General features: G+C 65.6%; 22 protein-coding genes and 1 pseudogene. 20 read left to right on the forward strand and 3 right to left on the reverse strand.

Annotated features, from left to right (window positions below):
• The first annotated feature begins 4 nt into the window (after positions 1-4).
• From hemC to HMPREF3170_RS01945, 7 genes are all read left to right on the forward strand, one after another.
• Positions 5-886 carry a hydroxymethylbilane synthase gene (gene hemC / locus HMPREF3170_RS01915; protein WP_070477387.1) on the forward strand — a complete coding sequence of 294 codons (882 nt, stop codon included), beginning with the start codon at positions 5-7 and terminating at the stop codon, positions 884-886.
• Positions 887-1049: 163 nt separating this feature from the next.
• A complete protein-coding gene (locus tag HMPREF3170_RS01920) occupies positions 1050-2762 on the forward strand; it encodes a bifunctional uroporphyrinogen-III C-methyltransferase/uroporphyrinogen-III synthase (RefSeq protein ID WP_070363197.1) in 1713 nt (570 codons plus the stop codon).
• A gap of 8 nt (positions 2763-2770) precedes the next feature.
• Entirely contained in the window at positions 2771-3781 is a 1011-nt protein-coding gene (gene hemB, locus HMPREF3170_RS01925; RefSeq protein WP_070363196.1) for a porphobilinogen synthase, read from the forward strand.
• Entirely contained in the window at positions 3774-4340 is a 567-nt protein-coding gene (locus HMPREF3170_RS01930) for a hypothetical protein (RefSeq protein WP_083290800.1), read from the forward strand. Before hemB ends, HMPREF3170_RS01930 begins: the two co-directional genes overlap by 8 nt.
• A 31-nt stretch (positions 4341-4371) precedes the next feature.
• Positions 4372-6930, forward strand: a complete 2559-nt coding sequence (locus HMPREF3170_RS01935; protein ID WP_070477388.1) for a heavy metal translocating P-type ATPase — start codon at positions 4372-4374, stop codon at positions 6928-6930.
• Positions 6931-6957: 27 nt separating this feature from the next.
• Positions 6958-8004: a uroporphyrinogen decarboxylase gene (gene hemE, locus HMPREF3170_RS01940; protein ID WP_070477389.1), complete on the forward strand. Its 1047-nt coding sequence runs from the start codon at positions 6958-6960 to the stop codon at positions 8002-8004.
• A 15-nt stretch (positions 8005-8019) separates the two neighbouring features.
• Positions 8020-9399 (forward strand): protoporphyrinogen oxidase, encoded by a 1380-nt coding sequence (locus tag HMPREF3170_RS01945; protein ID WP_070477390.1) that lies wholly within the window; start codon positions 8020-8022, stop codon positions 9397-9399.
• Between the two features lie 96 nt (positions 9400-9495).
• Here HMPREF3170_RS01945 and HMPREF3170_RS01950 read toward each other — a convergent pair whose 3' ends face one another.
• On the reverse strand, positions 9496-10821 hold the full coding sequence (locus HMPREF3170_RS01950; protein WP_070477392.1) for an MFS transporter: 1326 nt from the start codon (positions 10819-10821) through the stop codon (positions 9496-9498).
• 70 nt (positions 10822-10891) lie between these two features.
• Between HMPREF3170_RS01950 and HMPREF3170_RS01955 the strand changes: the two genes are divergently transcribed.
• On the forward strand, positions 10892-12415 hold the full coding sequence (locus tag HMPREF3170_RS01955) for a CAP domain-containing protein (RefSeq protein WP_070477394.1): 1524 nt from the start codon (positions 10892-10894) through the stop codon (positions 12413-12415).
• Positions 12416-12434: 19 nt separating this feature from the next.
• Positions 12435-13139 (forward strand): DedA family protein, encoded by a 705-nt coding sequence (locus HMPREF3170_RS01960; protein ID WP_070477395.1) that lies wholly within the window; start codon positions 12435-12437, stop codon positions 13137-13139.
• Between the two features lie 194 nt (positions 13140-13333).
• Here the strand turns inward: HMPREF3170_RS01960 and HMPREF3170_RS01965 are convergent.
• Positions 13334-14180 (reverse strand): annotated as a pseudogene (locus tag HMPREF3170_RS01965) (NAD(P)-dependent oxidoreductase).
• Positions 14181-14200: 20 nt separating this feature from the next.
• Between HMPREF3170_RS01965 and hemL the strand changes: the two are divergent.
• The 7 genes from hemL to galE are packed head-to-tail and all read left to right on the forward strand — an operon-like array spanning position 14201 to position 21153.
• Positions 14201-15526 carry a glutamate-1-semialdehyde 2,1-aminomutase gene (gene hemL / locus HMPREF3170_RS01970; protein WP_070477397.1) on the forward strand — a complete coding sequence of 442 codons (1326 nt, stop codon included), beginning with the start codon at positions 14201-14203 and terminating at the stop codon, positions 15524-15526.
• Positions 15527-16129 (forward strand): histidine phosphatase family protein, encoded by a 603-nt coding sequence (locus HMPREF3170_RS01975; protein WP_070363187.1) that lies wholly within the window; start codon positions 15527-15529, stop codon positions 16127-16129.
• Positions 16130-16143: 14 nt separating this feature from the next.
• The gene (locus HMPREF3170_RS01980) at positions 16144-16722 is read left to right on the forward strand and encodes a TlpA family protein disulfide reductase (protein WP_070477398.1); all 579 of its coding nucleotides are present in this window, start codon (positions 16144-16146) and stop codon (positions 16720-16722) included.
• A 51-nt stretch (positions 16723-16773) separates the two neighbouring features.
• Entirely contained in the window at positions 16774-17502 is a 729-nt protein-coding gene (locus HMPREF3170_RS01985; RefSeq protein WP_141742175.1) for a cytochrome c biogenesis CcdA family protein, read from the forward strand.
• Entirely contained in the window at positions 17503-19131 is a 1629-nt protein-coding gene (locus HMPREF3170_RS01990) for a cytochrome c biogenesis protein ResB (RefSeq protein ID WP_070477401.1), read from the forward strand.
• A gap of 28 nt (positions 19132-19159) precedes the next feature.
• Positions 19160-20161, forward strand: coding sequence for a c-type cytochrome biogenesis protein CcsB (gene ccsB, locus HMPREF3170_RS01995; protein ID WP_070477403.1), 1002 nt, complete (start codon positions 19160-19162; stop codon positions 20159-20161).
• Entirely contained in the window at positions 20161-21153 is a 993-nt protein-coding gene (gene galE / locus HMPREF3170_RS02000; protein WP_070477405.1) for a UDP-glucose 4-epimerase GalE, read from the forward strand. Before ccsB ends, galE begins: the two co-directional genes overlap by 1 nt.
• On the opposite strand, the gene HMPREF3170_RS02005 is transcribed toward galE, so the two are convergent.
• Entirely contained in the window at positions 21150-21413 is a 264-nt protein-coding gene (locus tag HMPREF3170_RS02005) for a hypothetical protein (RefSeq protein ID WP_070477766.1), read from the reverse strand. The two genes, galE and HMPREF3170_RS02005, sit on opposite strands and share 4 nt — an antisense overlap.
• A 44-nt stretch (positions 21414-21457) precedes the next feature.
• Here HMPREF3170_RS02005 and HMPREF3170_RS02010 point away from each other — a divergent pair, with 44 nt between their 5' ends.
• The 4 genes from HMPREF3170_RS02010 to HMPREF3170_RS02025 all read left to right on the forward strand — a co-directional run bounded on the left by HMPREF3170_RS02010 (position 21458) and on the right by HMPREF3170_RS02025 (position 25464).
• Entirely contained in the window at positions 21458-21772 is a 315-nt protein-coding gene (locus HMPREF3170_RS02010; RefSeq protein ID WP_369822028.1) for a DUF4229 domain-containing protein, read from the forward strand.
• A gap of 276 nt (positions 21773-22048) precedes the next feature.
• On the forward strand, positions 22049-23386 hold the full coding sequence (locus tag HMPREF3170_RS02015) for a TrkH family potassium uptake protein (protein ID WP_246814889.1): 1338 nt from the start codon (positions 22049-22051) through the stop codon (positions 23384-23386).
• Positions 23379-24050: a potassium channel family protein gene (locus HMPREF3170_RS02020; protein WP_168161605.1), complete on the forward strand. Its 672-nt coding sequence runs from the start codon at positions 23379-23381 to the stop codon at positions 24048-24050. Before HMPREF3170_RS02015 ends, HMPREF3170_RS02020 begins: the two co-directional genes overlap by 8 nt.
• 10 nt (positions 24051-24060) lie before the next feature.
• Entirely contained in the window at positions 24061-25464 is a 1404-nt protein-coding gene (locus HMPREF3170_RS02025) for a succinic semialdehyde dehydrogenase (protein WP_070477411.1), read from the forward strand.

Raw genomic sequence — 25464 nt, forward strand, 5'->3', positions numbered from 1 at the left:
TTACATGCTGAAAATTGGTACGCGGGGTTCGCACTTGGCCACGACGCAGGCGGGGCATATGCGTGACGCGCTGATTGCGCACGGTTACCCGTCTGAGCTGCATATTGTGAAGACTGCCGGGGATGTCTCCCACGCGCCGGTGGAGCGCATTGGCGTGGGCGTGTTCACGTCTGCGCTTCGCGACGCCCTCTTCGACGGCGAGGTGGACGTCGCCGTGCACTCCTTCAAAGACTTGCCGACGGCCCCAGAGCCCCGCACCTACCTGATCGTTCCGGAGCGCGAAGATCACCGCGAGGCACTCATCGCCCGCGACGGCCTGACGCTGGACACGCTGCCGAAGGGCGCGAAGGTGGGCACCTCGGCGCCGCGCCGTGTTTCCCAGCTGCGCGCGCTGCGCCCTGACCTTGAGATCCTCCCGCTGCGAGGCAACATTGAGACGCGCATGGGCCGGGTGGAAAGCGGCGAGATGGACGCGATTGTCCTGGCGTATGCGGGCTTGGTCCGTGGTGGGTTCGCGGACCGCGCCACCCAAGTCTTCGATGCTGAGGTGTTCATGCCCGCCCCGGCGCAGGGTGCGCTGGCGGTGGAGTGCCGCGTCGACGACACCGCGCTGCGTGAGGGCCTGGACAAGCTGTTGGACGCGGATTCTTTTGCGTGCGCGGCGGCGGAGCGTCAGGTGCTGGCGACTTTGGAGGCAGGCTGCACGGCCCCGGTTGCGGCGCACGCGACCATCGCTGACGGCACCATTACCTTGCGGGCGGGGGTATTCGCCCTGGATGGCTCCAAGCAGCTGATTGAGGAGGCTTCTGGTAAGGACGCCCGTGAGCTGGGAACACAGCTTGCGCAGACGCTGATTGGGCGCGGGGCGGCAGAGATTATGCAGTAAGTTTTCAGACTGGTTTTGAAACAGGTTTTGAAACACGGCGTATGCAAATTAAGGTGTAACTACCATACGTCCAATCGTCTCGGTGTATAGGGGTCCCTTTGGGGCTCGCTGTACGCCGGGACACTTCTTTACGCCTTATACAAGACCAGAAAAGACCATTTTGATGACACTGCCCTCAATCACGCCCCAGCCGGGGAAGGTGATCTTCGTCGGTGCCGGACCTGGCAATCCCGATTTGCTGACGATTCGCGCTCGCCAGGTGATGGAACGCAATTCTATCGCGTTGGTGGAACCGGATGTTCTTGAGGGTGTCCGAAATGTTCTTGCCGCAGCGTGCGCGGTGCCGCAGGAGAAGATCGACGCTGCTGAGGCGCAGTACGAGGCGATGTGTGCGGAGGCGAAGGCCTCGGGGGCGCGGCGCCGCCCGCCGAAGCCTGCGGACCCGACCGCGGCTGAGGTTGAAGAGGTGCCGCTTGGCACGGACGATATTGTTGCGCGGTTGCGCTCGGCGCTGCAGGCGGCGGCCGAGGTGATCCGCAAGGGGGATGACGGTGACGGGGATGTGATCCGTCTGGTCAGCGGGAACCCGCTGACGCGCGATGCCGTGCGGGAGGAGATCGCCGCGGTGGCGGCCGCCGGCCTGGAGTTCCAGATTGTGCCGGGGATGTCGCTGCCGTCGACGGTGCCGTCCTTTGCGGGTATCGCGCTTGGTTCAACGTATACGGAAGCAGATCTGGCGAACGGGCCGGTGGACTGGGACCAGTTGTCGCAGGCGCCGCAGCCGTTGGTGTTGCAGGCGGTGCGCGAGCAGCTGCCGGAGATGGCGTCGCAGTTGATGCAGCGCGGGTTCCCGGGTGAGCTGGCGTGCAGCGTCACGGCCAACGGAACGACGCGGCTGCAGCGCACTGTCGATGCGACCCTGGAGACCCTGGCAACCATGGACTCGGTGACGGCGGATCTGCCTGGTTCTTTGGTGGTGACGCTCGGTACTGTGAATGATGATCGATCGAAGTTTTCGTGGTGGGAAAACCGTCCTTTGTACGGGTGGCGAGTGCTGGTGCCGCGTGCGAAGGAGCAGGCGGAGGCGATGAGCAGCCGCCTGGCGTCGTACGGGGCGATCCCGCAGTCGGTGCCGACGATTTCTCTGGAGCCGCCGCGCAACCCGGCGCAGATGGACCGCGCGATTAAGGGGATCGTGGAGGGTCGCTACCAGTGGGTGGTGTTCACCTCGACGAACGCTGTGCACGCGGTGTGGAAGAAGTTCGAGCAGCTTGGCTTGGACGCCCGCGCGTTCGCGGGTGTGCACCTGGCGGCGGTCGGCCGCAAGACGGCGGAGGCGCTGCGCGCGCTAGGGATGAGCCCGGAGCTGCTGCCGCACCGCACGAAACAGAACGCCGCTGGCCTGGTGGAGGTGTTCCCCGAGTACGTCGAGGACATCGACCCGGTCTCGCGGGTGCTGCTGCCGCGGGCGGACATCGGAACGAACGTGCTGGTGGATGGCCTGATTGAGAAGGGCTGGGATGTCGAGGACGTCGTGGCCTACCGCACGGTGCGCGCGGCCCCGCCAGCTCCTGAGGTGCGCGACATGATCAAGACCGGCGGGTTTGACGCAGTCTGCTTCACGTCCGGCTCGACGGTGCGCAATCTGGTTGGCATCGCGGGTAAGCCGCACCAGCGCACGATCATCGCGTGCATCGGCCCAATGGCGGCTGAGGCAGCGCGCGAGCAGGGGCTGCGTGTCGACGTCGTACCAGAGGTTGCGGACGTGCCGTCGCTGGTGGACGCGCTTGCCGAGCACGTCGCTGCCCTGCGGGCAGCTGGGGAGCTGCCGCCGCCGCGGAAGAAGCGGAGGGCGCGTCGGAAACCGGCGTTATGATGTAGCACATGACTACATATCATCTTCCACGCCGTCCACGTCGCCTCCGCCAGAATCCTGCGATTCGGCAGCTCACCGCGGAGACGCGACTGGCTCCGGCCGATTTTATTTTGCCGTTGTTCGTGGCTGATGGCATCACCGAACGCCGAGAGATTGCCTCCATGCCGGGGGTGTACCAGCACACCACGGACACCCTGAAGGCGATCTGCCACGAGGCACTCGAGGAAGGCGTCCGCTGCGTTGACCTCTTCGGCGTGCCACTCGACGAGGATAAGGACGCCACGGGTTCCGTCGCGTGGGACCCGGAGGGCATCCTGAACCGGAACGTGCGCGCACTGCGCGAGGAGTTCGGCGAGGATCTGCTGATTATGGCCGACACCTGCCTGGATGAGTTCACGGACCACGGGCACTGTGGCGTAGTGGGCGTCGATAAGTATGGCAACCAGGTGGTGGATAACGATGCCACCTTGGACCTCTACCGCGATATGGCGCTGTCGCAGGCTGCCGCGGGCGCGCACATCGTGAGCCCGTCGGGGATGATGGACGGGCAGATCGGTGTGATCCGCGAGGCACTCGACGCCGAGGGCTACCAGGACGTGGCCATCATGGCGTACTCGGCGAAGTACGCGTCGAAGTTCTTCGGGCCGTTCCGCGACGCGGTCGGCTCCTCCCTGAAGGGCGACCGCCGCACGTACCAGCAGGACCCGGCGAACGTGCGCGAGTCCCTGCTCGAGACCGAGCTCGATATTGAGGAAGGCGCGGACTTCGTCATGGTCAAGCCTGCGCTGCCGTACCTGGATGTGCTCAGCCGCGTGGCGGACATGTCGCCGGTGCCGGTGGCGGCGTACCAGGTTTCGGGCGAGTACGCGATGATGGTGGCCGCTGGTCAAAACGGTTGGATCGACTTCGAGGCGACCATGATGGAGTCGCTGACCTCTATCAAGCGTGCTGGCGCGGACCAGATTTTGACGTACTACGCAATCGAGGGCGCGCGTGCGCTGAAGGAGCTTCATGGCTAACACACCTCCCGCGGCGCAGGCTCCGGCCCCGACGACGCACCGGAAGGACGAGCCGCCCACCAAACACCCCGAGGCGGTGCGCTACCTCCTCGGCGCGTGGGCAGTGATGATCCTCGGTGAGCTGCTGCACCAAATCCTCTCGGTGGTGGTGACGGTGCTGGACCCGGCCGCGCTGCGTGAGGCGGCGAACCAGGCCGCGAAGAACCAGTCGGAGGCGATCCCGGAGAACATGATGCAGGCGAGCATGTACGCCACGGTTGTGCTGATGGCGCTGCTGCAGCTGGGTATCATCGTGGTGTTTGTCCTGGCGCTGCGCTCGGTGCAGCGCCACGGGAAGTGGATGCTCAACGCCACGCGGGTGCTGCAGGTCTTCTCTGTCTTCTTCGCGGTGCGCGTGCTCACGCTCTTCTTGATGACGCCCGCTGCGACTAAAGTGCCGGTCGCGCTGTTCGCCGTCGACGGTGCGGTGCAGATCGTGGTCGGTGTGGCGGGAGCATTGGGGCTGTTCTATGCTTCCCGGAAGGAATCGCAGGACTACCTGCGTCCGGCTGAGCAGTAGCAGCAGTAGGGAAGAAGTGGAGTAACGGCGCATGGCTGATAATGTGACGCGCTCAATTGACGACGCCCGCCTGGCGGCCAAGGACGCCGGCTTCGACCCGGATTCGAGCCACTCCGAGGACGGCAACGGCAATCCGCTGCGCCCCCACGCTTCCTACGCGTTCGAGCTCGAGGGCCTGGAGGACGGCGCGCAGCTGCGCGACATCGAGGAGGCCCTGGAGGAGCTGCCGGGCGTGCAGGCACGCCTGGTGTACCCGACGAAGATGGCGTGGGTGACCGCGCCGGACACCACGGCCCCGCACACGATCGCCGAGGTGATGCAGCGCTTCGGGGTGGAGGTGCAGCTGACGGATTCGACGCTGCGCCGCCGCGCCCAGGGGCATTCGGTGGTGGATCACACGCTGCCGCGGCGCGGCACGCGCGGCATGTCCGGCCGGATGCGCCGGATGAAGGAACACGAGCAGCGCTCCCTGCGCACGGCGCGCGCGAGCGGGTTCGTGCGCACTGCCCGACGGCGCCGCGGCATGATGCGTGGCCAGGACGTACTGTTTACCGCCCGCGACTTGGTCACGCCGCTTCGCATGTGGATCGCTATTGTGCTGAGCATCCCGGTCGTCCTGATGGCGTACGTGCCGCAGTTCCAGTTCCCGGGCTGGCAGTGGTGTTCGTTGGCGTTGTCCACGCCGGTCGCACTGTGGTGCGCGTTCCCGTTCCACCGCGCGATGCTCGGCGGCGTGCGCCGCGGGATTTCCGCGCTGGACGGCGCGAGCTCGATCGCGATTTTGGCCGCTTGGCTGTGGTCGCTGGTCGCGGTGGTGCTGACGTCCGCTGGGCAGATCGGCTGGACTACCAGTAGTGGCTGGGTGCCGCACCAGATGGGCCACGACGTTGAGATCTTCTTCGAGGTCTCCTGCGCCGTGACCACGTTGTTGCTGGTGGGACGCTACTTCACCATGCGCGCTCGCCCCCGCCTCATGGAGGATTTGCAGGCCCGCAACCCTGATCCGGACGCGGTGTACAAGGTGGTGCGTCGTTCGCGGGCGGGCAACGTGACGGAGGAAGACTTCCCGGCAGTCGAGCTGAACAAGGGGGATGACGTCTACGTCCACGCCGGCGAGATCATCCCTGCCGACGGCGAGGTGGTTGGCGGCTCTGGCGTGTTGAACCCCCAGATTATCGACGCCCGCGAGCCCTCCGAGGTGAAAGTCGGCTCAACGGTGCGCGCCGGGTCGGTGCTGCGCAGCGGCAAGATCAAGATGCGCGTGGAACGCGTCGGACACACCACCCGCCTGGGCGCGGTGGAGCGCTGGGTGGACGCGGTGCTGCGCCACCAGAACGAGGCCACGTTGATGTCCACGCGCGCGGCGGGCCTGCTCATCCCGGCGGCCTATGCGCTGGCTATCTTAGATTTTGGGCTGTGGGTGCTGCTGACCGGCAACTACAATGCTGGCTTTTCCACGGCGTTGGCCATCTTGGTGGTGGTGGCGCCGGTGGCGCTGGCGATTTCGCCTTCGCTGGCGATCCGCCTCGGCATTGAGTCGGCGGTGCGAAACGGCATCCTGATCCGCGACGGCGAAACCTTCCGCGCGCTGGAGTCGACGGACACGGCTGTGTTCAACCGCGTGGGCACCCTTGTCAAGCCGCAGATGACGGTGGAGACCGTCACCGCGGAGCGCGGCGAAAGCCCGGAGATGGTGATGCGCGTGGCGGGTGCGCTGTCGGTGGAGTCCAACCACCCGTCGGCACGCGCAATGGTGAAGGCGGCGCGTGAGGCGCGCGATGGGCGCACGAAGAGCGCCGATGTGCCGTCGTGGATCGAGATGAGCAACGAGGAAATCACGCCCGGCGGCGAGTTCCGCGGCCGCCTCACCTTGACCTACGGCGACGAGGACGAGGACCGCACCGAGTCCTTCGACGCCTGCCTGTGGCGCCCCACGAACCTGTCCCAGCTGCACGGCCGCCTCGCGATGGCCGCGACCGCCGGAGGCACCCCTGTAGTGGTGCGCTGGCGCGGCAAGGACCGCGGCGTGATCACCCTCTACGACCCCGCGAAGGACGACGCCCACGAGGCCATCAACCGCCTGGAACAGATGGGCGTAGAGACGGTGATGCTCACCCGCGATACCTACCCGGTTGCCCGCCGCTTTGCCGACTTTTTGGGTATGTCCAACGTGCTCGCCGGCATTACCGCGCCGGACAAGCCGGGGGCGGTTCGTGCCATCCACACGAAGGGCGCCACGGTGGCCATGATCGGCGACGCCACCGCGCTTCCCACTATCAAGGTGGCGGACGTCGGCCTGCTCTACGCCACCGACGACCTTATCGACGCCCAGTCCTCCACCATCGCCCGTGCCTGCAACGCCGTGCTGATCCGCGACGACGTCTCTGCCGTCCCGCAGCTCATCGCGCACGCGCGCCGGGTGTGCCACATCATTGACTACAACATGATCTTCGCCTGGGCGTACAACTCCACCGCGATTGTGCTTGCCGCGATCGGCGTGCTGCCACCGGTGGGGGCCACGCTGCTCATGCTGGGCAGCTCGCTCGTGATTGAGGCGCACTCCTCGCGGGCAAATCATTTTCCCTCCTAAACCGCAACGGCGGTAGGGTGGGGGACTATGACCAGACGCGACCTTTCTTCTGCCCCGCTCATTGAGGCCGCCAACGGCCGCACGCCCTCACGCACCCCGGTGTGGTTTATGCGCCAGGCCGGGCGCTCGCTGCCGGAATACCGCAAAGTCCGTGAAGGCATCTCCATGCTGGACTCCTGCTTCATGCCGGAGCTCCTCGCGGAGATCACGATGCAGCCGGTGCGCCGCCACGACATGGATGCGGCGATCCTCTTTTCCGATATCGTTGTGCCGCTGAAGGCAGCGGGCATCGGCGTGGAGATCGTGCCGGGCCGCGGCCCAGTGATGGAGAAAGCGATTAGGACGCGAGAAGACGTCGATAATTTGCCGGTGCTGGACCACAACGTTGAGGAAGTGGCGAAGGGCATCGAGATTATTCTCGACGAGCTCACCGATACCCAGGCCCTGATCGGCTTTGTCGGCGCACCGTTTACGCTGGCCAGCTACCTCATCGAGGGCGGGCCGAGCAAGAATCACGAGAAGACGAAGGCCATGATGCACGGCGACCCGGACACGTGGCACGCCCTGATGCGCCGCCTCGTGCCGACCATCAGCGCGTTCCTGCGCACGCAGGTCGACGCCGGCATCGACGCCATGCAGCTCTTCGACTCCTGGGCGGGCTTCCTCACAGAGGCCGACTACCGCGAGCACGTCCTGCCGTACTCCGCCGAGATCCTGAAGGAGGTCGAGGGCGTGATCCCGCGCATCCACTTCGGTGTGGCCACGGGTGAGCTGCTCGGCGCGATGTCCGAGGCCGGTTCTGAGGTGATGGGCGTCGATTGGCGCGTGCCGCTCGACGTCGCCGCGAAGCGCTTTGCGTCCCCGCGTGTGCTGCAGGGCAACCTTGACCCGGCGATGCTCTTCGCCGGCCCCGCCGTGGTGCAGGAAGAAGTGCGCCGCATCAAGGCCGAGGCCGCCCGAGCTATCGACGCCGGCACCGCCACCGGCCACATCTTCAACCTCGGGCACGGCGTCTTGCCGACCACCGATGCAGGCGCCATCACCGACGCCGTCGCAATGATCCACGAAGCATAACGAAGGAGATCCCCATTGAATATCGCCATTGTCGGTGCAGGGCTTGCCGGGCTGACCGCAGCGTTTGAGCTGCGCAACTCCGGCCACACCGTCGACGTCTACGAAGGCAACGACCGCATCGGCGGCAAGCTGTACACCGTTGCGTTCGACGGCGGCCCCACCGATATGGGAGCAGAAGCCTTCATTGCGCGCCGCCCGGAAGCAAAGCAGCTCGTCGAAGAGCTGGGCCTGCAAGACTCGCTGGTCTCCCCATCGGGGATGCGCTCCCTGCTGTACGTCGACGGCGAAACCCGCGCTATGCCGGCAGGCGGCATGATGGGGATCCCTTCCACCTCCGAGCCGGTCGCGCACCTGGTCAGTGAGGAGACCGCGCGGCGCATCGACACCGAGGCGGAGCGCGAGGGCTTCGAGTGGACCGTCGGCGGCGACATGAGCGTCGGCGCCCTGGTTCGCGAGCGCTACGGCGACGACGTCGTGGACAACATCGTTTCCTCCCTGCTTGGCGGGGTGTACTCCTGCACCGCCGATGAACTGGGCGTTCGTGCTACCGTGCCGCAGCTCGCCGCCGAGTTCGACCGCCTGGCCGCCGACGGCCCGGTGCACCTGTCCACCGCGGTCGCGAACCTGGAGGCGGCTCGGAAGAAGCCCTCGAAGCCTTCGAAACCGGCACCCATTTTCGCGTCCTTCCGCGAGGGCTACCAGGAGCTCTACGAGGCGCTCGCCGAGCAGTCCGGAGCGAACATCTACGTCGACGCGTTCATCCCGTCCATCAGCCGCGAGGGCGAGGGGTTCCGCCTCAAGGGGGGCGAGGACACCGTCTACGACCGCGTGCTGTTGGCCACCCCGGCGCCGACGACCGCGCTGCTGCTTCGCGGCATCGCCCCCGAGGCCTCCGAGGCGCTTCGCTCTGTTGAGCTGGCAAACTCCGCCGTGGTGGGTCTGCGCTTCGCCACCGATGAGGGCCTGCCAGAGAACTCCGGCGTGCTGGTCAGTACCGATGCGAAGGACGTGCACGCCAAGGCGTTCACGCTTTCGTCGCGTAAGTGGCCGCACCTCGCCGAGCGCGGCGGCGCCCTTGTACGCGCCAGCTTCGGCCGCTACGGCGACAACGTCGCCTTGACCGCCAGCGAGGACGACCTCGTGGACTGGGCCCTCGACGACCTGCAGACCATCACCGGCTTCGACGGCCGCGCCGCCGGCGTCGAGGAGATCTTCGTCCAGCGCTGGCTCGGTGGCCTCCCGCGTTACGACGCCACCCACCTCGCCACCGTGGCCAAGGTCCAGGACGCCCTTGCCGGTATCGACGGCGTTGGTGTGACCGGCGCCTGGGTTGCCGGGGTTGGGGTCCCGGCCGTGATCGGCAACGCGCGTCAGGCCGCGAAAGACCTGCTTTAAGTGGAAACGCGCACCAAATTCCGAGAAAACTTTTGGTGACCTGGGGAAACACGCCGGGTTATTTTCAAAAAGAGGGAATTTGGTGCGCGTGTCCAGTTAAAGGAGCACTTTGCCCTTCTGTTCCGGCAGGACGAACGCCGCCACGGCGGCCACGGTGAACGCTACCGCGAAGACCGCGAACACGCTGGCGTGGCCGCCGAAGGCCAAAACCGGCGGCACAATGAGCGGTGCCAGGATGGAGCCGACACGCCCGAAGGCGGCCGCGGCGCCGGTGCCGGTGGCGCGGATCTGGGTGGGGTAGAGCTCGGGGCCGATGGCGTAGAGGGCACCCCAGGCGCCCAGGTTGAACAGGGAGAGCAGGCAGCCTGCGGCGATGATCTGCCAGGGCGCGGTGGCGAACCCGTAGAGCCCAGCCGACACCGCCGACCCGGCCAGGAAGACGGCGAGGGTGGTGCGGCGCCCCCAGACCTCAATGAGCCAGCCGGCCAGGGCGTACCCGGGCAGCTGGGCCAGCGTGATGATCAGCGTGAAGCTGAAGGAGCGCACGAGGCTGAAGCCTTGGTCCACAAGCAGGGAAGGGATCCAGGTGAACGCGCCGTAGTAGGCGAGGGAGACGCAGAACCAGACTGTCCAGAAGGCGGCGGTGCGGGCGCGCAGTTCGGGGCCCCAGATGTGGGTGCCTTTGCCAGCACTTGCTTCGGGATCGTTGTTGGTGGCGATGGGGGCGTCGATAAGTAGTTCGGGTGGGACTTGCTCCTCGAAGCTGCGGACCACTGCCTCTGCTTCCTCGTCGCGGCCGCGCGCCTCCAGGAAGCGGACCGATTCGGGCAGCTGCATGCGCACATACAGCGCGTAGAGCGCAGGCACGGCGCCGAGCGCAAGCCCCCAACGCCAGCCGTTTTCGCCCTCGGCGACGACGAACGTGCCGATGACCGCCGCCAGAATCCAGCCCGCCGCCCAAAACGCCTCGAGCCAGACCACCATCCGCCCGCGCACCTTCAGCGGCGCGAACTCGCTGACCAGCGTGGACGCGACGGGCAACTCCGCGCCGAGGCCCAGGCCGGTGAGGAACCGGAAGACGAGCAGGACAGCGACCGACCCGGCGAGCGCCGAAGCGCCCGTGGCCACGCCGTAGATCAGGAGCGTGAGGGCGAAGACCTGGCGGCGCCCCAGCTTGTCCGCGAGCAGCCCGCCGAGGGAGGCGCCGACCGCCATCCCGATGAACCCCACGGACGCGATCCAGCTCGTGGTGGTTTTCTCAAGGTCCCAGTGCACGGCCAGCGCCGCGATGACGAAGGAGACCAGCCCGACATCCATCGCGTCGAGCGCCCACCCCACCCCCGATCCGACGAGGAGCTTCTTGTGTTTCGGGGTAACCGGCAGCCTATCGAGGCGCTGCGTGCGGGTCAGTGCTGTTTTCATGGGCAAAACCTTAGAACAATTCTGGCTTTTATTTGGGAAAAGTACGAAAGTTTCCTGCTAATCTGCCGGTATGAAGAAGCAGCTCGGACTCATGCTCGTTACTACCTGCTCAGCGGCCATGTTGGTGGCCCCGCAGGCCATGGCGGAGGACACCGCCCAGCTCACGGAGGCTCGTTGCGTGGCGCTTGTCGACGCGGTCAAGGACGCCACCGCGAAGCAGCGCGATGCGCAGGACCGCGAGCGCGCCACGCAGCAGACGCTCGATGCGGCGCAGCGCGACGTCGCCGCCGCCCAGGAAGAACTCAAGGCAGCAAAGGGCATGGTCGCCGCCGCCCAACGCCTTCTTGACGACGCCACCACCGACCGCACCGCGAAACAGTCCGCAGTGCCCGCCGGCGTGACGGCGGAATCTGCACAGCAGGCGCTCGAGGACTCGAAGGCGCGGGCCGCCGAAGCGGCCGCCGCCCTCGAAGCCAGCAAGGCCGAGGCGCAACAGCAGTTCGACCGCGGCTCCCTCGGCTTCTTCGAAGCCATGGGCGCAACCGACGCCGTCGCCGAACTGAACACCGACTTCCGCTTCAAAGAAGAAGACCCGGTGGCTGGGCAGACGGGCTACCGCATCGCGGACGACACCCACATCGGTGAGACCGACGACGCCACCCACCTGGACAACATGAAGGCAGCCATCGGCTGGCTGCCCGAGGCCAACGAGCTCCGCGAAAGCGACGGCCAGCCCGCCCTGCCCGTCTCCGACTTCCTGATGGCGCAGGCCCAGGTAAACGTGAACTGGTCGCACCAGCTGCCGCGCGGGCACTCCGGCAACGGCTGGGACAACCTGTCCTGGAACTACGAGAACCCGTTCAAGGGCTGGTTCCACGAGGAGCGCGTCGCGTACTTCGAGGCACTCGAGAAGGGCGAGGAGCCATTCGCGGCGGGCGCTGGCCACTACATGGCGATCGTCAATCCGGACATGCGCGCCACCGGCTTCGCCGTGAACACCAAAGCCTTCCGGTACCAGGGGTACCCGTGGCGTGTCGCGCACGCGCAGACCTTCGCCACCCACTGGATGAAGCAGGGCACGCCACTGTTCACCGTCGACGAGTACACCGAGCGCTTCAATACCTACTACGACGGCCTCAAGCACGCCATCGAGTTTGGCGACGCCACCAAGCGTCAAACGCTCGAGGAGCGCGAAGGGGACGTCGACAAGGCGGAGCGGACCCTGGAAGCCGCACGCGCGCTGCAGGCCGCGGAGGAGCTCGTGGCAAAGCGTGAGCAGGAGCTTTCCGCCGCCAAGGAGGCGCAGCCTGCCCGACAGGCCGCAGCCGAGGAAGCGCTGAAGGCCGCGAAGCAAGCGCAGGAGGATGCGGCTGCTGCCGCTGCGGCCGCCAAGGCAGCCGCAGCCGAGGCCCGCGCAAACACCGAGCGCGCCGAAGCCGAATACCAACCCGTCAAAGCCGACTGCGACAAGCTGACCGGCGCCGACAAGGAAGGCTCCTCCACCGGCGGCATCATCGCCGGCGTAGTACTCGGGCTGCTGGCAATCATCGGAATCGTGGTGGCCACCAACCCGGGAATCTTAAATATGTTCTAGCTAGGTACACTCTCTGCTTATGCAAAGCGAGGAGCAGATCACACCCGAACCAGAATGGTGGGAGCAACCAGGCATGCCCTGGAACAGCAAACCAACCAAGGCCGACTACTGGTGCCTTGGCTGGTTCGGCTTCGTAGGCCTCTTCGGCCTTGCGATGATCCCACTTCGCGCCTGGCTGCTTGGGCTGCACCCGCCCATCATGCTGGCCATTACCGGTTCCCGGATTGGAGCGGCGTCGACGGGCGCGCTCGCCGCCGTCGGCGAGGTGCAGCACTGGCTGGGCTACCTGCTCATCGGCACGCTGATGGCCATCAAGTTCGACTGGATCTACTGGTGGGCCGGCAAACTGTGGGGGCGCGGAATCCTTGACGTGCAGGCGCAGAACTCCAAGCGCAGCGCCCGCAACATCGAACGCGTGGAAAAGTGGGCCCTCAAACTCGGCTGGCTGGGAATCTTCCTCGCCTACGTACCGATCCCACTTCCCATCGCCTTCGTCGTCTTCGTCCTGATGGGCATGACCGGCATGCCGCTGTGGAAGTTCATGGTGCTGGACTTCATCTCGAAAACCCTGTGGTCACTTGGGTACTTCGCCCTCGGATGGTGGATCGGGGAGCCCGTGGTGTACGTGCTGGAGCAGTACGCGAAGGTGGCCAACTGGATCGCCATCGGCCTGATCGTGGTCATCATGTTCGGCGCGTTTAGGAGGCAAGCGAAGAAAGCGTAGGCGGGTGCGCGCACCAAATTCCCTCACGCAGTTTGCGCGACCTGGGCTTTTCCAAACCGCCGCGCGAAAATCCAGGAAATTGGTGCCGTCTCAACCGTGCCAGTGCCAAAGGACGCAACCCCCTTTTCACGACCTGGGCTTTTTCGTCCTCCCCGAACAAGAATTGCGTCCTTTGGCACTCGCTCCCCAGAAAATTAGCGGTACACCACCACTGAGGAGAAGTCCTCGTCCCCGTGGCCCTTCTTCTGCTGCTCCTGCAGGGAGGCAACCGCGGCTGCCACGGCGGGCAGCTCCTTGCCGGCGGCCTCGGCGGTGGCGAGCATCAAACGCGCGTCCTTCTCGATGGCGTCGGTGGAGAAGTCGCCGGGGTTGGTGTCGCGTTCGCCGAGGAGGAAGGGGGACTTCATGTTCACGATGAACTCGAGGCCGGTGGAGGCGAGCATGTCGACGATGGTGGCGTCATCAAGTCCTTGGGCGTTGCCGATGTGCAGTGCTTCCTTGAAACCCTGCATGGTCACCGCGAGGGCGAGGTTGGCGATGAGCTTGCCCGTCGCGGCCTGGGCGGCGGTGTCGACGACCTTGAGGCGTTCCGGGTTCGCGGCGGACCACGGTGCGACGACCTCGGCGACTTCATTGCGGCGCTGCTCGGTGGCGCCGCCGACGTAGACGCCGAGCTTTCCGGCGCGCGCCGGGATGAGTGAGCCGACTACGGGGGTGTGGACGAAGGTGGGGACGGCGGCGGCGAAGGAGTCGGCGTCGGCGGGGGAGATGGTGGTGGCGTCGGCCCAGGTGACGCCGTCGGGGATGAGGCCGGGTTCGATGACGACTTCGCGGACGGTGTCGGGGCCGAACAGGGAGGTGATGACCATGTCGGCGCCTTTGACGGCGTCTGCGGGGGTGTCGGCGGCGGTGGCGCCGCGCTCCACGAGCGGGGCGGGTTTTTGCTGCGGTGCGGTTCCAGACCGTGAGGTCGTGGTCACTGACAAGCTTGAGTGCTAATTCGGTACCCATACGGCCGAGGCCTAAAAATGCAATCTTCATATCGCCTAGGATAGGCAACTATGACGAAGACGAACCTGACTTCAGAAAATACTGCTCGTTCTGCTGAGTTGTTTGCGCGCGCTCAGCGGGTCACGCCGGGTGGGGTGAACTCGCCGGTGCGCGCGTTTGGCTCGGTGGGTGGGCAGACGCGCTTTATTGAGAAGGCGTTCGGCAGCACGCTTGTAGATGTCGACGGCAACTCCTACGTGGACCTGGTGGATTCGTGGGGTCCGATGATCCACGGGAATGCGCACCCGGCGATCCTGGAGGCCGTCGAGAAGGCGCTGGTGAACGGGTTGAGCTTCGGCGCGCCGACTGAGGCCGAGGTGGAGATCGCGGAGATGATCACGCAGCGTACGTCCGTGGAGGAGGTGCGCATGGTCAACTCGGGTACTGAGGCGACGATGTCGGCGGTGCGCCTGGCGCGCGGGTATACGCAGCGCCCGAAGATTATTAAGTTTGATGGCTGCTACCACGGCCATGTGGACGCTCTGTTGGCGTCGGCAGGCTCCGGCATTGCGACGTTCTCGCTGCCGGATTCGCCAGGGGTGACCGGCGCGCAGGCGGCGGACACGATCGTGGTGCCGTACAACGACATCGAGGCTGTGAAGCGCGCGTTCGCGGAGAACGAGGGCCAGATTGCCGCCGTGATCGCGGAGGCGGCCGCCGGCAATATGGGCACGGTGGCGCCGCAGGACAACTTCAACGCGAAGCTGAAGGAGGTCTGCCACGCTAACGGTGCCCTGCTCATCCTGGACGAGGTGATGACGGGCTTCCGCACCTCCTACTCCGGCTGGTACGGGGTTGACGGTGTTGCGGGTGATCTGACGACCTTCGGCAAGGTCATCTCGGGTGGGTTGCCGGCGGCGGCCTTTGGTGGGCGTCGAGAAGTGATGGAGAAGCTGGCGCCGAACGGGCCGGTGTACCAGGCGGGCACCCTGTCCGGAAACCCGGTGGCGATGGCGGCTGGCATGGCGTCGTTGCGCCTGGCCAGCGAGGATATTTACCCGGTGCTGCACCGCAACGCGGACAGGCTGGAAGATTTGGTCAGCTCAGCGTTGACGCGTGAGGGCGTGGCGCACCACATCCAGCGCGCGTCGACGATGCTGTCGGTGCGCTTCGCGGAGGGCGAAGGCCACAACTTCGACGACATGAAGGCGGCGGACACGTTCCGCTACGCGCCGTTCTTCCACGCGCTGCTGGACCACGGCGTGCACGCGTCCCCGAGCCCGTTCGAGACCTGGTTCGTCTCCACGGCGCTGACTGACGACGACTTCGCCACCATCGAGGCCGCGCTCGTCCCGGCTGCGAAGGCCGCAGCCGCCGCGACCCCGGAGGGCCAGTAAATGACGCGAACTGTTGTCCACCTGGTGCGCCACGGTGAAGTGTTCAACCCGAAGAAGATCCTTTACGGGCGTCTGCCGGGCTACCACTTGAGCTCCCGTGGCTACTCGATGGCGGCTGCGACCTCGAAGTTTTTCGAGGGCCGCGACGTCACCTACCTGGCGGCCAGCCCGCTGCTGCGCGCGCAGGAGACCGCGCAGCCTATTGCGGAGGTCACCGGTCTGGAGATCGATACGCGGGAGGAGATCCTGGAGGCCGGCAACACCTTTGAGGGGCTGCGCACCAAGGGGTGGCGCTCTCAGCTGTGGAATCCGATCCGGTGGCGCCACATGCTCAAGCCCTGGGAGCCGAGCTGGGGCGAGTCCTACGAGGACATCTTTGCTCGCATGGACGTCGCGATTGAGGATGCCCGCCAGCGCGCCGAGGGCCACGAGGCCGTGTTGGTGAGCCACCAGCTGCCGATCGTGACGGTGCAGCGCTACGTGCAGGGCAAGCCCTTCGCGCACGCGAGCCGTCGCTGCGAGCTGGCCAGCGTGACGTCACTTGTGTTCGACGACGACGTTGTTGTTGACTGGTCATACTCAACCCCCGCATCCGCGATCTAACCTGGAAGGACCCTATGACCGTGCGCCGCAGCCTTGTCCCATTCGTTGCCGCAGCCGTGCTGCTGAGCGGGTGCTCGAGCGCCAGCGACAACGGTGGGTCCTTCGCGTTCCACTCGCCGGGCGGGCAGGTGGAACTGTTCTACCCGCAGGAGGAGCGTAAGCCGCTTCCGGACTTTTCCGGCGATTCCCTCATGGAGCCGGGCAGCGAGATCTCGCTCAGCGACTTCGACGGCAAGGTCGTGGTGCTCAACGCGTGGGGCCAGTGGTGCGCGCCGTGCCGTGCGGAGGTCGACGACCTCCAGGAGGTGCAGGAGTCCATCGAGGGCTTCGGCACCGTGCTGGGCATTAACGTGCGTGACCACAACGCGGACATTGCGCGCGACTTCATGAAGGACAACGGGGTGACCTACCCATCCATCTACGACCCGCCGTTTAAGACCGCCGCGTTCTTGGGCGGCGTGCCCAGCTCCGTGATCCCGACGACGATCGTGCTGGACACCCAGCACCGCCCGGCGGCGGTGTTCCTGCGGGAGGTCAACGCCCAGGAGATCATTGACCTGGCGAAGACGCTGCACCAGGAGGCGGAGGCCTAAGTGGGGGAGGCGTTATCGGAGCTGGTCTCCCAGGGGCCGCTGCTGCTGGGAATGCTGGCGGCTGCGCTGGCCGGGTTGGCGTCCTTCGCCTCGCCGTGCGTGGTGCCGCTGGTGCCGGGCTACATGTCGTACCTGACGGGCATCGTGGGCGGGGAGCTCAACGTGGATGAGCACGGGGTATCTGTGACGCGGCGCCGCTGGGCCGTCGCCGGCGCGGCGGGCCTGTTCATCCTCGGGTTCACCGTGGTGTTCCTGCTGGCCACCGTGACCGTCTTCGGCGCGGTGAGCGCGGTGGCGCTCAACGCGGAGACCCTCATGCGTGCGGGTGGGGTGGTCACGATTGCGATGGGCCTGGTGTTCGCCGGTTGGGTGCCGGCGCTGCAAAACGACACGCGGCTGCAGCCAAAGAAGTGGACCACGCTGTTGGGCGCGCCGCTGCTCGGCGGGGTGTTCGCGCTCGGGTGGACGCCGTGCTTGGGGCCGACGCTCGCCGCGATTGTCTCCGTCTCTGTGGGGACGGCAGGCATGACCGCGGCGCGCGGCGTGCTGCTGGTCATCGCGTACTGCCTCGGGCTGGGGCTGCCGTTCTTGCTGGTGGCGCTTGGCTCGGCGAAAGCGGTGCGTAGCATCGAGGTGCTGCGAAAGCACTCGCGCACCATCCAGGTGATCGGCGGGGTAGCGATGGTCATCGTCGGCCTGCTGCTGCTGACCGGGGCCTGGAACGTGTTTATCGGCTGGACGCGCCAGCTCGTCTTCGGATATGGAGCAACGGTGATTTAAATGAGCACTGCATGGACGTGGCTACGCAGGTCGTGGCACTGGCTGACCAGTATGCGCACCGCGCTGCTGCTCCTGTTCTTACTTTCGCTCGCCTCCATACCGGGCGCGCTGTTGCCACAGCGCACGGTCTCCGCGACGCTGGTAGACGACTACCTGCGCGCCAACCCAACCATGGGGCCCATCTACGACAAGCTGCAGCTTTTCGACGTCTTCGATTCCACCTGGTTCGTCGCCATCGTCACGCTGCTGATGGTGTCGCTGGTCGGGTGCATCATCCCGCGCTCGATTGACCACTGGCGCGCGTACCGGGCCACGCCGACCCGGGCACCGAAGTACCTGTCCAGGATGCCGCTGCATGCGGAAGGGGACGTCGATACGCCGAAGGAAGAGCTGGAGGCGAAGGCGCGCGCAGTGCTGCGCAAGTGGCACGTGGCTTCCTACCAGCCGGAGGAGGACCGCGCCGGGGTGTTCTCCATCTCGGCGGAGCGCGGCTACTCCCGCGAGCTGATGAACCTGCTGTTCCACATCGGGCTGGTGGGCATGATTGTGGCGTTCGCGGCGGGCCGCATGGTCTTCTACGAGGGCCAGGTCATCATGGTGACCGAGTCCGAGTCGCAGTACGCGGTGCCTGTGGAGCAGCCGCGCCAGTTCTGTAATACGTCGCCTGCGAACTTCGACGTCTTCCGCGCCGGCCCGCTTTTCGACGGCACTGGCCTGCACCCGTTCTGCATCGAGTCGAAGAACTTCCGCGCCGAGTACCTCAACACTGGACAGGCGAACGGGTTCTGGTCGGACGTGGCCTACACCCCGGACGTGGCCGCCCCGCGCGAGCAGTGGCAGGACTTCACGCTGCAGGTCAACCACCCGCTGCGCGTGGACGGCAACCGCGTCTACCTGCAGGGGCACGGCTTTGCCCCCCAGGTGACCATCACCTGGCCGAACGGGGAGTCGCGCACCCAGATGGTGCAGTTTAGGCCCACGGACGTGCAGAACTTCCTGTCCGCCGGCGTGATGCGCTTCGACCCGCCGGCCGGCATGTACCCGGACCTCACCGAGCGCCGCGAGCACCAGATCGCCATCGAGGGCAACTTCGCGCCCACCGCCCAGTGGACCGGCGTGAACGGCGACATGCTGCAGTCCGGCTTCCCTGCGATGCAGGACCCGGCGATGGCAGTAGACATCTACGTCGGCGACGCCGGCCTGGACACCGGCCGCCCGCAGAACATCTTCGTGCTGGACCAGAACCTGATCGCCGAGGGGCGCCTGCAGAAGGTGGAGCGCGTCAACCTGGTGCCGGGGGAGGAAACCACCCTTGAGGGCGGCATCCGCGTGCGCTTCGATGGCGCAGCCGAGTACGCCAACTACCAAATCTCCCACGACCCGACCCAGGGCTGGATGCTGGCCACCTCGGTGCTCATGCTGGCCGCGCTGGCCGGCTCGCTGACCATCAAGCGCCGCCGCCTGTGGATCCGCCTGACCCCGACGGCCACCGGCACTCACGTGGAGCTCGCCGGCCTGGCGCGCACGGACCGCGCCGGGTGGGGCGCCGAGTTCGACGAAATCGTGGAGGAAATCCTGGGCGTTTCGGAGGAGGAGAACCCCTCCTTCGAGGTTGATGACCTTGGCTAACCTGCGATGACGCGGTAGATTGTTCCCCATGCTTGTCGATTCCACGATGGCGGACCTTTCAGACCTCACGTTCCGCACCGCGTTCATCCTGTACCTGGCTGCGCTGATCATGTCCTGTATCTACTACGGGCGCATGTTCGGCGTGCTCGACATGCGCCGCGAGCGCGCCCGCATGGATCAAAAAGTCGCCGTGGGGGCCGGGGGCGGCTCCGAGCTTATCGACGCCCCCTCCGACTCCTTCGACCAGGCAGAGTACGACCGCCGCGTCGCCGGCGCTCGCAAGTGGGCGAACATGACGCAGGCGCTGATCTGGTTCGGCATCGTGCTGCACGTGGCGTCCTTCATTACGCGCGGGCTGGCGGCGAAGCGCTTCCCGCTCGGCAACCTGTACGAGTACATCCTGGCCATGACGGCCGTCGTGATGGTCGCAGCCGCGATCGTGGTGCAGCGCAAGAACTGGCACACCATCTGGCCGTGGCTGCTCGCCCCGATGGCGATCGCGATGTTCTTGAACTCCACGGTGTTCCACATGCACGTGGCGCCGGTGGTGCCGGCGCTGCAGTCCTACTGGCTGCCGGTGCACGTTTCGTCGGTGTCGGTGGGGGCGTCGATAGGTATTGTGTCGGGCATCTTTGCGCTGCTGTACTTGCTGCGCATGTGGCAGCCGCGCGGCGAGGAGCATGGGTTTTTCGGCGCGATTGCGAAGCCACTGCCGAGCGCGAAGACGCTCGACCAGATCACCTACAAGACGGCGATTATTACGCTGCCGCTGTTCGGAATCGGCATTGTGTTTGGCGCGATCTGGGCTGAGGTCGCCTGGGGTCGCCCGTGGGGCTGGGACGCGAAGGAAACCGTGTCCATGATCACGTGGATTCTGTACGCCGCCTACCTCCACGCGCGCGCCACCGCCGGCTGGAAGAACTCGAAGGCCGCGTGGATCAACGTTTTTGCCTTGGCCATGACCATCTTTAACATGACCTATGTAAATACTGTCATTGCTGGACTTCACTCGTACGCAGGATTGAACTAATGAAAACACTGATTACAGGAGGGGCCGGCTACATCGGCTCCACAATTGCATCGTGCTGCTCCGACGCAGGCATCACCCCGGTCATCTTGGATGACTACTCCACTGGCCTGCGCGTCTTCGCAGAGCGCTTCGACCACTACGAGGGCGACATCGCCGACACCGAGCTGCTCAACAAAATTTTCGACGACCACCCCGACATCGAAGCCGTCATCCACTGCGCGGCCAAGATCATCGTGCCGGAGTCCGTCGCGCAGCCGCTCGAGTACTACGACGTCAACGTCGGCCGCGCAACCAAGATGCTGCAGGTCCTTCGCGACCGCGGCGTCAAGCGCGTCATGCTCAGCTCGACCGCCGCAATGTACCAGGCGGACGAGGACTTCACCGTCAACGAGTCCTCCGTTGTGGCGCCAACCAGCCCGTACGCCGCGTCGAAGTGGATGCTGGAGCGCGTCATGGCTGACGCCGCTGCCGCCGGCCAGATCCAGGCTGTGGCCCTGCGCTACTTCAACCCGATCGGCGCCGACCCACAGCTGCGCACCGGCCTGCAGAACCCGCTGCCGTCCCACGCGCTGGGCAAGATGATCACCGCCCACCAGAGGGGTGAGGCGTTCACGGTCACCGGCGTCGACTGGCCAACCCGCGACGGCTCCGGCCTGCGCGACTACGTCCACGTTTGGGACCTGGCCCGCGCCCACGTCGCCGCCCTCAAGGCCGACCTCGCCCCATACGAGGTCATCAACCTAGGCACCGGCACCGGCACCACCGTCTTCGAGCTCGCGGAGGCGTTCAAGTCCGCCAGCGGCTCCGACATGGAGGTCACCACCGCACCACCACGCGAGGGCGACGTCGCCGGTTGCGCACCGCGCATCGACAAGGCGCGCGAGGTACTCGGCTGGTCCCCAGAACTCACCATCGAGCAGGGCGTCCGCGACTCCCTGGCCTGGGCAGAGAAGCTGCCCGAGGTCCTCGCCGAGGAAGCAACGCGCAGCTAGTCTTCGCCGCGCTTCCTCCGACGCTCCTCCTCTTCACGACGCCGGCGCTCCGCCTCCTCGCGGGCCCGGCGTTCTTTAAACCTATTCTTCTCGATCTCCCACAGGAACTCCTCATCATCATCCGGCCCCTTAATAACCGGTGGCTGTTCCTGCTGCTGCACCCCGTACCCTCCATACCGTGCATTCGACCCCGGGCCGAACGCGCGCCACATCAAGTACACAGCCAGAATGATCAGAGCGATGAGTAGAAGCCTTCCCATGCCCTCTAACATACTGGTCCACCTTTGCGTTAGGCTAAGTCCCCATGGCCCCCATGAGTGAAGCACCCGAAGTTGACCCGAGCGCGAAGCGTCGCGCAAACAAAGCCGCCGCCATCTACGGGTTGTACCGGCTCCTCCTCTTCATCGTCCTCACCGTGGTGATCCAGCTGCTAGCCGTCGCGGTTGGGGCGCCCGTCCCGCTGATCATGTCGGCCCTGCTGGCCCTCATCGTGGCGTTCCCGCTGTCCATGCTGGTGTTCAAGAAGCAGCGCATTGAGGCCGTCCAGGCGCTTGCACATTGGAAGGAGCAGCGCCAGGCCCGCAAGGCGTGGATCGAGGCCGAGCTGGCCGAGCGTTAGTTCTCTCGTGGGACGGTGTGCACCACATTCCTGCATTTTGGCGTCGTGGGTTCGCAAAGCCCAGGTCGCCTGTTCTGCGCGAGGGAATTTGGTGTCAGGCAGGTCGGTTCGAGTGCCAAAAGACGCAATCGAATAAGGTCTATTGCTTCAAAGTTGCTGGCAAAAAATGTGCTAGACAACAAACGATGTCAGATTTGGCACTGGTGCCCACTCCACAGCCACTCAGGGACAAGAAAACCCTTGCCACCCGCACCCCGCTGGCGTAATGTTCCGCTGGTGCCTGCTGACATTCGGCACCGCCAGCTCAATAGCGCGGCGGTGATCTTGTTCGGCTTCCTGGTAGCCCTGTTCGTGGGCACCGTGTTGCTGATGCTTCCGGCTTCCACTGTGAATCCGGGTGGGTTGCCGCTGTTGCCGGCGTTGTTTACGGCGACGTCCGCGCTGTGTGTAACCGGCCTAGCCATTGTGGATACGGCGACGTATTGGACTACGTTCGGCAAGGTGGTCATTGCCGTGTTGATCCAGGTTGGCGGGTTCGGGGTGATGAGCTTCGCGACGATTCTGGGTCAGGCGGTGGTCCGCAAAGCGAATTTGAGTGCGAATGTGATTTCGGCGGTGGAGCGTCGTACGGCGGTGGGCGGGATCGCGCCGCTGTTGAGGCGGGTCTTGCTGGTGAGCATCGTGGTGGAGGCGTTGGTCGCGCTGGCGTTGACGGCGCGGTTCGTGGCGTTGGGCTACCCATTGCCGCGCGCGTTGGGGCATGGGGTGTTTCATGCGGTGTCGGCGTTTAACAATGCGGGGTTCGCGCTCTATTCGGACAACATGACCAGTTTCGTGGGGGACTGGTGGGTCTGCGTGCCCATCATGGCGGCGATCATTATTGGTGGTTTGGGGTTTCCGGTGCTGTTTCAGTTTCGGCGGGACGTGTTTCACCTGCACCGCTGGACGTTGAATACGCGCATGGTGGTTGCCGGTACGCTCTTCCTTCTTTGCTTTTCGACGGCCACCATCCTCGCCATGGAGTGGAACAACCTGCGCACGCTGGGTGGGTTGCCGTCGTCGGATGCGGTGTTGGCGGGGCTGTTCCAGGCGGTGCAGACCCGCACGAGCGGGTTCAACTCTGTCGATATTGGCGGGATGCACGAGCCGACGCTGTTTGCGATGGACCTGTTCATGTTCGTGGGGGCGGGCCCGGCTGGCACGGCGGGTGGCGTGAAGATTACGACGGTGTTGGTGCTGGTGGCGGCGGTGTCGGCGGTGGTGCGGGGACGCACGCAGCCGGTCATGCTGGGCAAGGGCGTCCCGGTGGAGGTGGTGCACCAGGCGATCACGGTGGTGATGCTCAGTGGCGCGCTGGTGGTGGCGGCGACGTTCGCGTTGTTGGCACTGACGCCGTTTCACCTGTCGGAGGTGTTGTTTGAGGTGCTGTCGGCGTTTGGCACGGTGGGGTTGTCCACGGGTATTACGCCTCATCTGGATGCGCCTTCGTTGTTGGTCATTATTTTTATGATGATTGTTGGCAGGTTGGGTCCGATAACTGTGGCGACGGCGTTCGCGTTTGCGGAGCCGGCGTCGAAAATTTTGCTTCCTTATGAAAGGCCGATCATTGGTTAAGTTTGCAACGCCCACGTACGCGGTACTTGGGCTGGGTAGGTTCGGCTCGGCGGTGGGCAGGGAGCTCATGTTTGACGACGCCACCGTCGTTGGCGTCGATCTGGAAGAGGCTGCCGTGAAGCGCAATAACGGGCTGCTGTCGAAGGTGGTGCAGGCGGACTGCACGGACGTGGCCACGATTGATGAGCTGGGCATTTCGGAGTTCGACGGCGTCGTGGTGGCGATCGGCGGGGCGCACGTGGAGGCGTCGATTTTGACGTGTTCGTTGTTGGTGGATGTGGGCGTCGAGAATTTGTGGGCGAAGTCTTCCGGCAATGCACACGGGCGCATCCTGGACCAGATTGGGGTGCCGCATACGGTGCACCCGGAGGAGGCGATGGGGCGGCGTGTGGCGCACCTGGTGCGTGGCGCGAACCTCGACTATGTGGAGTTGTCCTCGGGCACGGCGATTGTGCACACGGTGGTGCCGACGCACATGGCGGGCCCGCTCGACGAGCAGGCGTTGTGGCAGAGCCACGGCGTGAAGGTGATTGCCGTGCGCCGGGAGGACCGCTGGCAGCCCGTCCTCGGGCACATGGCTTTGGAGGCTGGCGAGCAGGTGCAGATCTATGGGGATTCGCGCCGGGTGGAAAAGTTCAGCCGCATGGCGGCACGGCGGCGCTAACCTGGGCTGCATGTCAGTACAGCACGCTTTCGACACTGCACGCGCGGCACAGCGCGCCTGGGCGACGACACCTCTTCGCCAGCGCAGCCGCATCTTTCTCCGCTACCACGACCTGGTGTTGGCGCACCGCGATGAATTGGTGGACCTGATCCAGCAGGAGACAGGTAAGGCGAAACACAACGCGTTCGACGAGGTCATGGACGTTGCGATTACCGCCCGCCACTACGCGTACCGTGCGAAGGCGCTGCTGACGCCAGCCCGAGTGCGGGGCGCTATGCCGGTGGTAACACGGACCGAGGTGCACCGGGCACCGAAAGGCGTGGTGGGAGTGATTGCACCTTGGAACTACCCGCTCTCGTTGGCGGTGTCGGATGCGGTGGTGGCACTGATTGCGGGCAACGCCGTGGTACTGAAGCCGGATACGCAAACCCCGCGCACCGCGCAGCGCGCCCACCAGCTGTTGGTGCAGGCTGGGCTGCCAGCCGACCTGTTCCAGGTTGTGGAAGGAAGTGGGCGGACGGTGGGGCAGGAGATCGTGAAGCGATGCGATTTCCTCATGTTCACAGGGTCCACCGCCACCGGCAGGAAGCTTGCCGCGCAGGCCGGGGAGCGTCTGATTGGGTTCTCCGCCGAGCTGGGCGGGAAGAACCCGCTGCTGGTTCTGGCTAGCGCGGACCCCGAGACGGCGGCGCGCGGCGCCGTTGACGCCTGCTTCAGCAATACCGGTCAGCTGTGCATCTCCGTGGAGCGGATCTACGTGGACCGCGCCGTGGCGGACGAGTTCCTTGCGTGCTTTGTGGCGTTGACGAAACGCCTGCGCATCGGGTACGGGTGGGGTGATGATGTTGGCTCGTTGATTTCTGCGGAGCACCTCTCACGCATCGACGCCTACGTCCACGACGCCGTGGACAAAGGCGCCACCGTCCTGGCTGGTGGGGAGGCGTTACCCCAGCTCGGGGATACGTTCTACGCACCGACCATCCTCGTGGACGTCCCGGAGGACGCCGATCTGTACCGCGAGGAAGTGTTCGGGCCGGTCGTCTACGTGGAGGTGGTGGATGGGCCGGAGGTGGGCGTCGAGAAGATGAATGACACCGACTACGGGCTCAACGCCTCGATTTGGGGCGCGGAGGACGAGGCGCGCGTGGTCGCGGGGCACGTGCACGCCGGGACCGTGAACATTAATGAGGGGTACGCGGCCGCATGGGCATCGATGGACGCGCCGATGGGCGGGTGGAAACAGTCAGGCGTGGGGCGACGCCACGGTGATGAGGGCCTGCTGAAGTACACCGAGGCGAGAACGGTGGCGGCGCAGCGCTATGTGCCGCTCGGCGGGGTCGGCGCTGGCGGTGGGAAGCCGGTCGCGGACGCGATGGCGCTCGCGCTGCGGTTGGGCAAGCGTCTGCTGCGCTAG

The organism is Corynebacterium sp. HMSC08D02, assembly GCF_001807505.1.
In the GTDB taxonomy this organism is placed as follows: domain Bacteria; phylum Actinomycetota; class Actinomycetes; order Mycobacteriales; family Mycobacteriaceae; genus Corynebacterium; species Corynebacterium pseudogenitalium.

Excerpts from the sequence above, each read along its gene's own strand:
- hemC (WP_070477387.1), top strand. The coding sequence starts at position 5 with ATGCTGAAAATTGGTACGCGGGGTTCGCACTTGGCCACGACGCAGGCG.
- HMPREF3170_RS01920 (WP_070363197.1), top strand. The coding sequence starts at position 1,050 with ATGACACTGCCCTCAATCACGCCCCAGCCGGGGAAGGTGATCTTCGTC.
- hemB (WP_070363196.1), top strand. The coding sequence starts at position 2,771 with ATGACTACATATCATCTTCCACGCCGTCCACGTCGCCTCCGCCAGAAT.
- HMPREF3170_RS01930 (WP_083290800.1), top strand. The coding sequence starts at position 3,774 with ATGGCTAACACACCTCCCGCGGCGCAGGCTCCGGCCCCGACGACGCAC.
- HMPREF3170_RS01935 (WP_070477388.1), top strand. The coding sequence starts at position 4,372 with ATGGCTGATAATGTGACGCGCTCAATTGACGACGCCCGCCTGGCGGCC.
- hemE (WP_070477389.1), top strand. The coding sequence starts at position 6,958 with ATGACCAGACGCGACCTTTCTTCTGCCCCGCTCATTGAGGCCGCCAAC.
- HMPREF3170_RS01950 (WP_070477392.1), bottom strand. The coding sequence starts at position 10,821 with ATGAAAACAGCACTGACCCGCACGCAGCGCCTCGATAGGCTGCCGGTT.
- HMPREF3170_RS01955 (WP_070477394.1), top strand. The coding sequence starts at position 10,892 with ATGAAGAAGCAGCTCGGACTCATGCTCGTTACTACCTGCTCAGCGGCC.
- HMPREF3170_RS01960 (WP_070477395.1), top strand. The coding sequence starts at position 12,435 with ATGCAAAGCGAGGAGCAGATCACACCCGAACCAGAATGGTGGGAGCAA.
- hemL (WP_070477397.1), top strand. The coding sequence starts at position 14,201 with ATGACGAAGACGAACCTGACTTCAGAAAATACTGCTCGTTCTGCTGAG.
- HMPREF3170_RS01975 (WP_070363187.1), top strand. The coding sequence starts at position 15,527 with ATGACGCGAACTGTTGTCCACCTGGTGCGCCACGGTGAAGTGTTCAAC.
- HMPREF3170_RS01980 (WP_070477398.1), top strand. The coding sequence starts at position 16,144 with ATGACCGTGCGCCGCAGCCTTGTCCCATTCGTTGCCGCAGCCGTGCTG.
- HMPREF3170_RS01985 (WP_141742175.1), top strand. The coding sequence starts at position 16,774 with ATGCTGGCGGCTGCGCTGGCCGGGTTGGCGTCCTTCGCCTCGCCGTGC.
- HMPREF3170_RS01990 (WP_070477401.1), top strand. The coding sequence starts at position 17,503 with ATGAGCACTGCATGGACGTGGCTACGCAGGTCGTGGCACTGGCTGACC.
- ccsB (WP_070477403.1), top strand. The coding sequence starts at position 19,160 with ATGCTTGTCGATTCCACGATGGCGGACCTTTCAGACCTCACGTTCCGC.
- galE (WP_070477405.1), top strand. The coding sequence starts at position 20,161 with ATGAAAACACTGATTACAGGAGGGGCCGGCTACATCGGCTCCACAATT.
- HMPREF3170_RS02005 (WP_070477766.1), bottom strand. The coding sequence starts at position 21,413 with ATGGGAAGGCTTCTACTCATCGCTCTGATCATTCTGGCTGTGTACTTG.
- HMPREF3170_RS02010 (WP_369822028.1), top strand. The coding sequence starts at position 21,458 with ATGGCCCCCATGAGTGAAGCACCCGAAGTTGACCCGAGCGCGAAGCGT.
- HMPREF3170_RS02025 (WP_070477411.1), top strand. The coding sequence starts at position 24,061 with ATGTCAGTACAGCACGCTTTCGACACTGCACGCGCGGCACAGCGCGCC.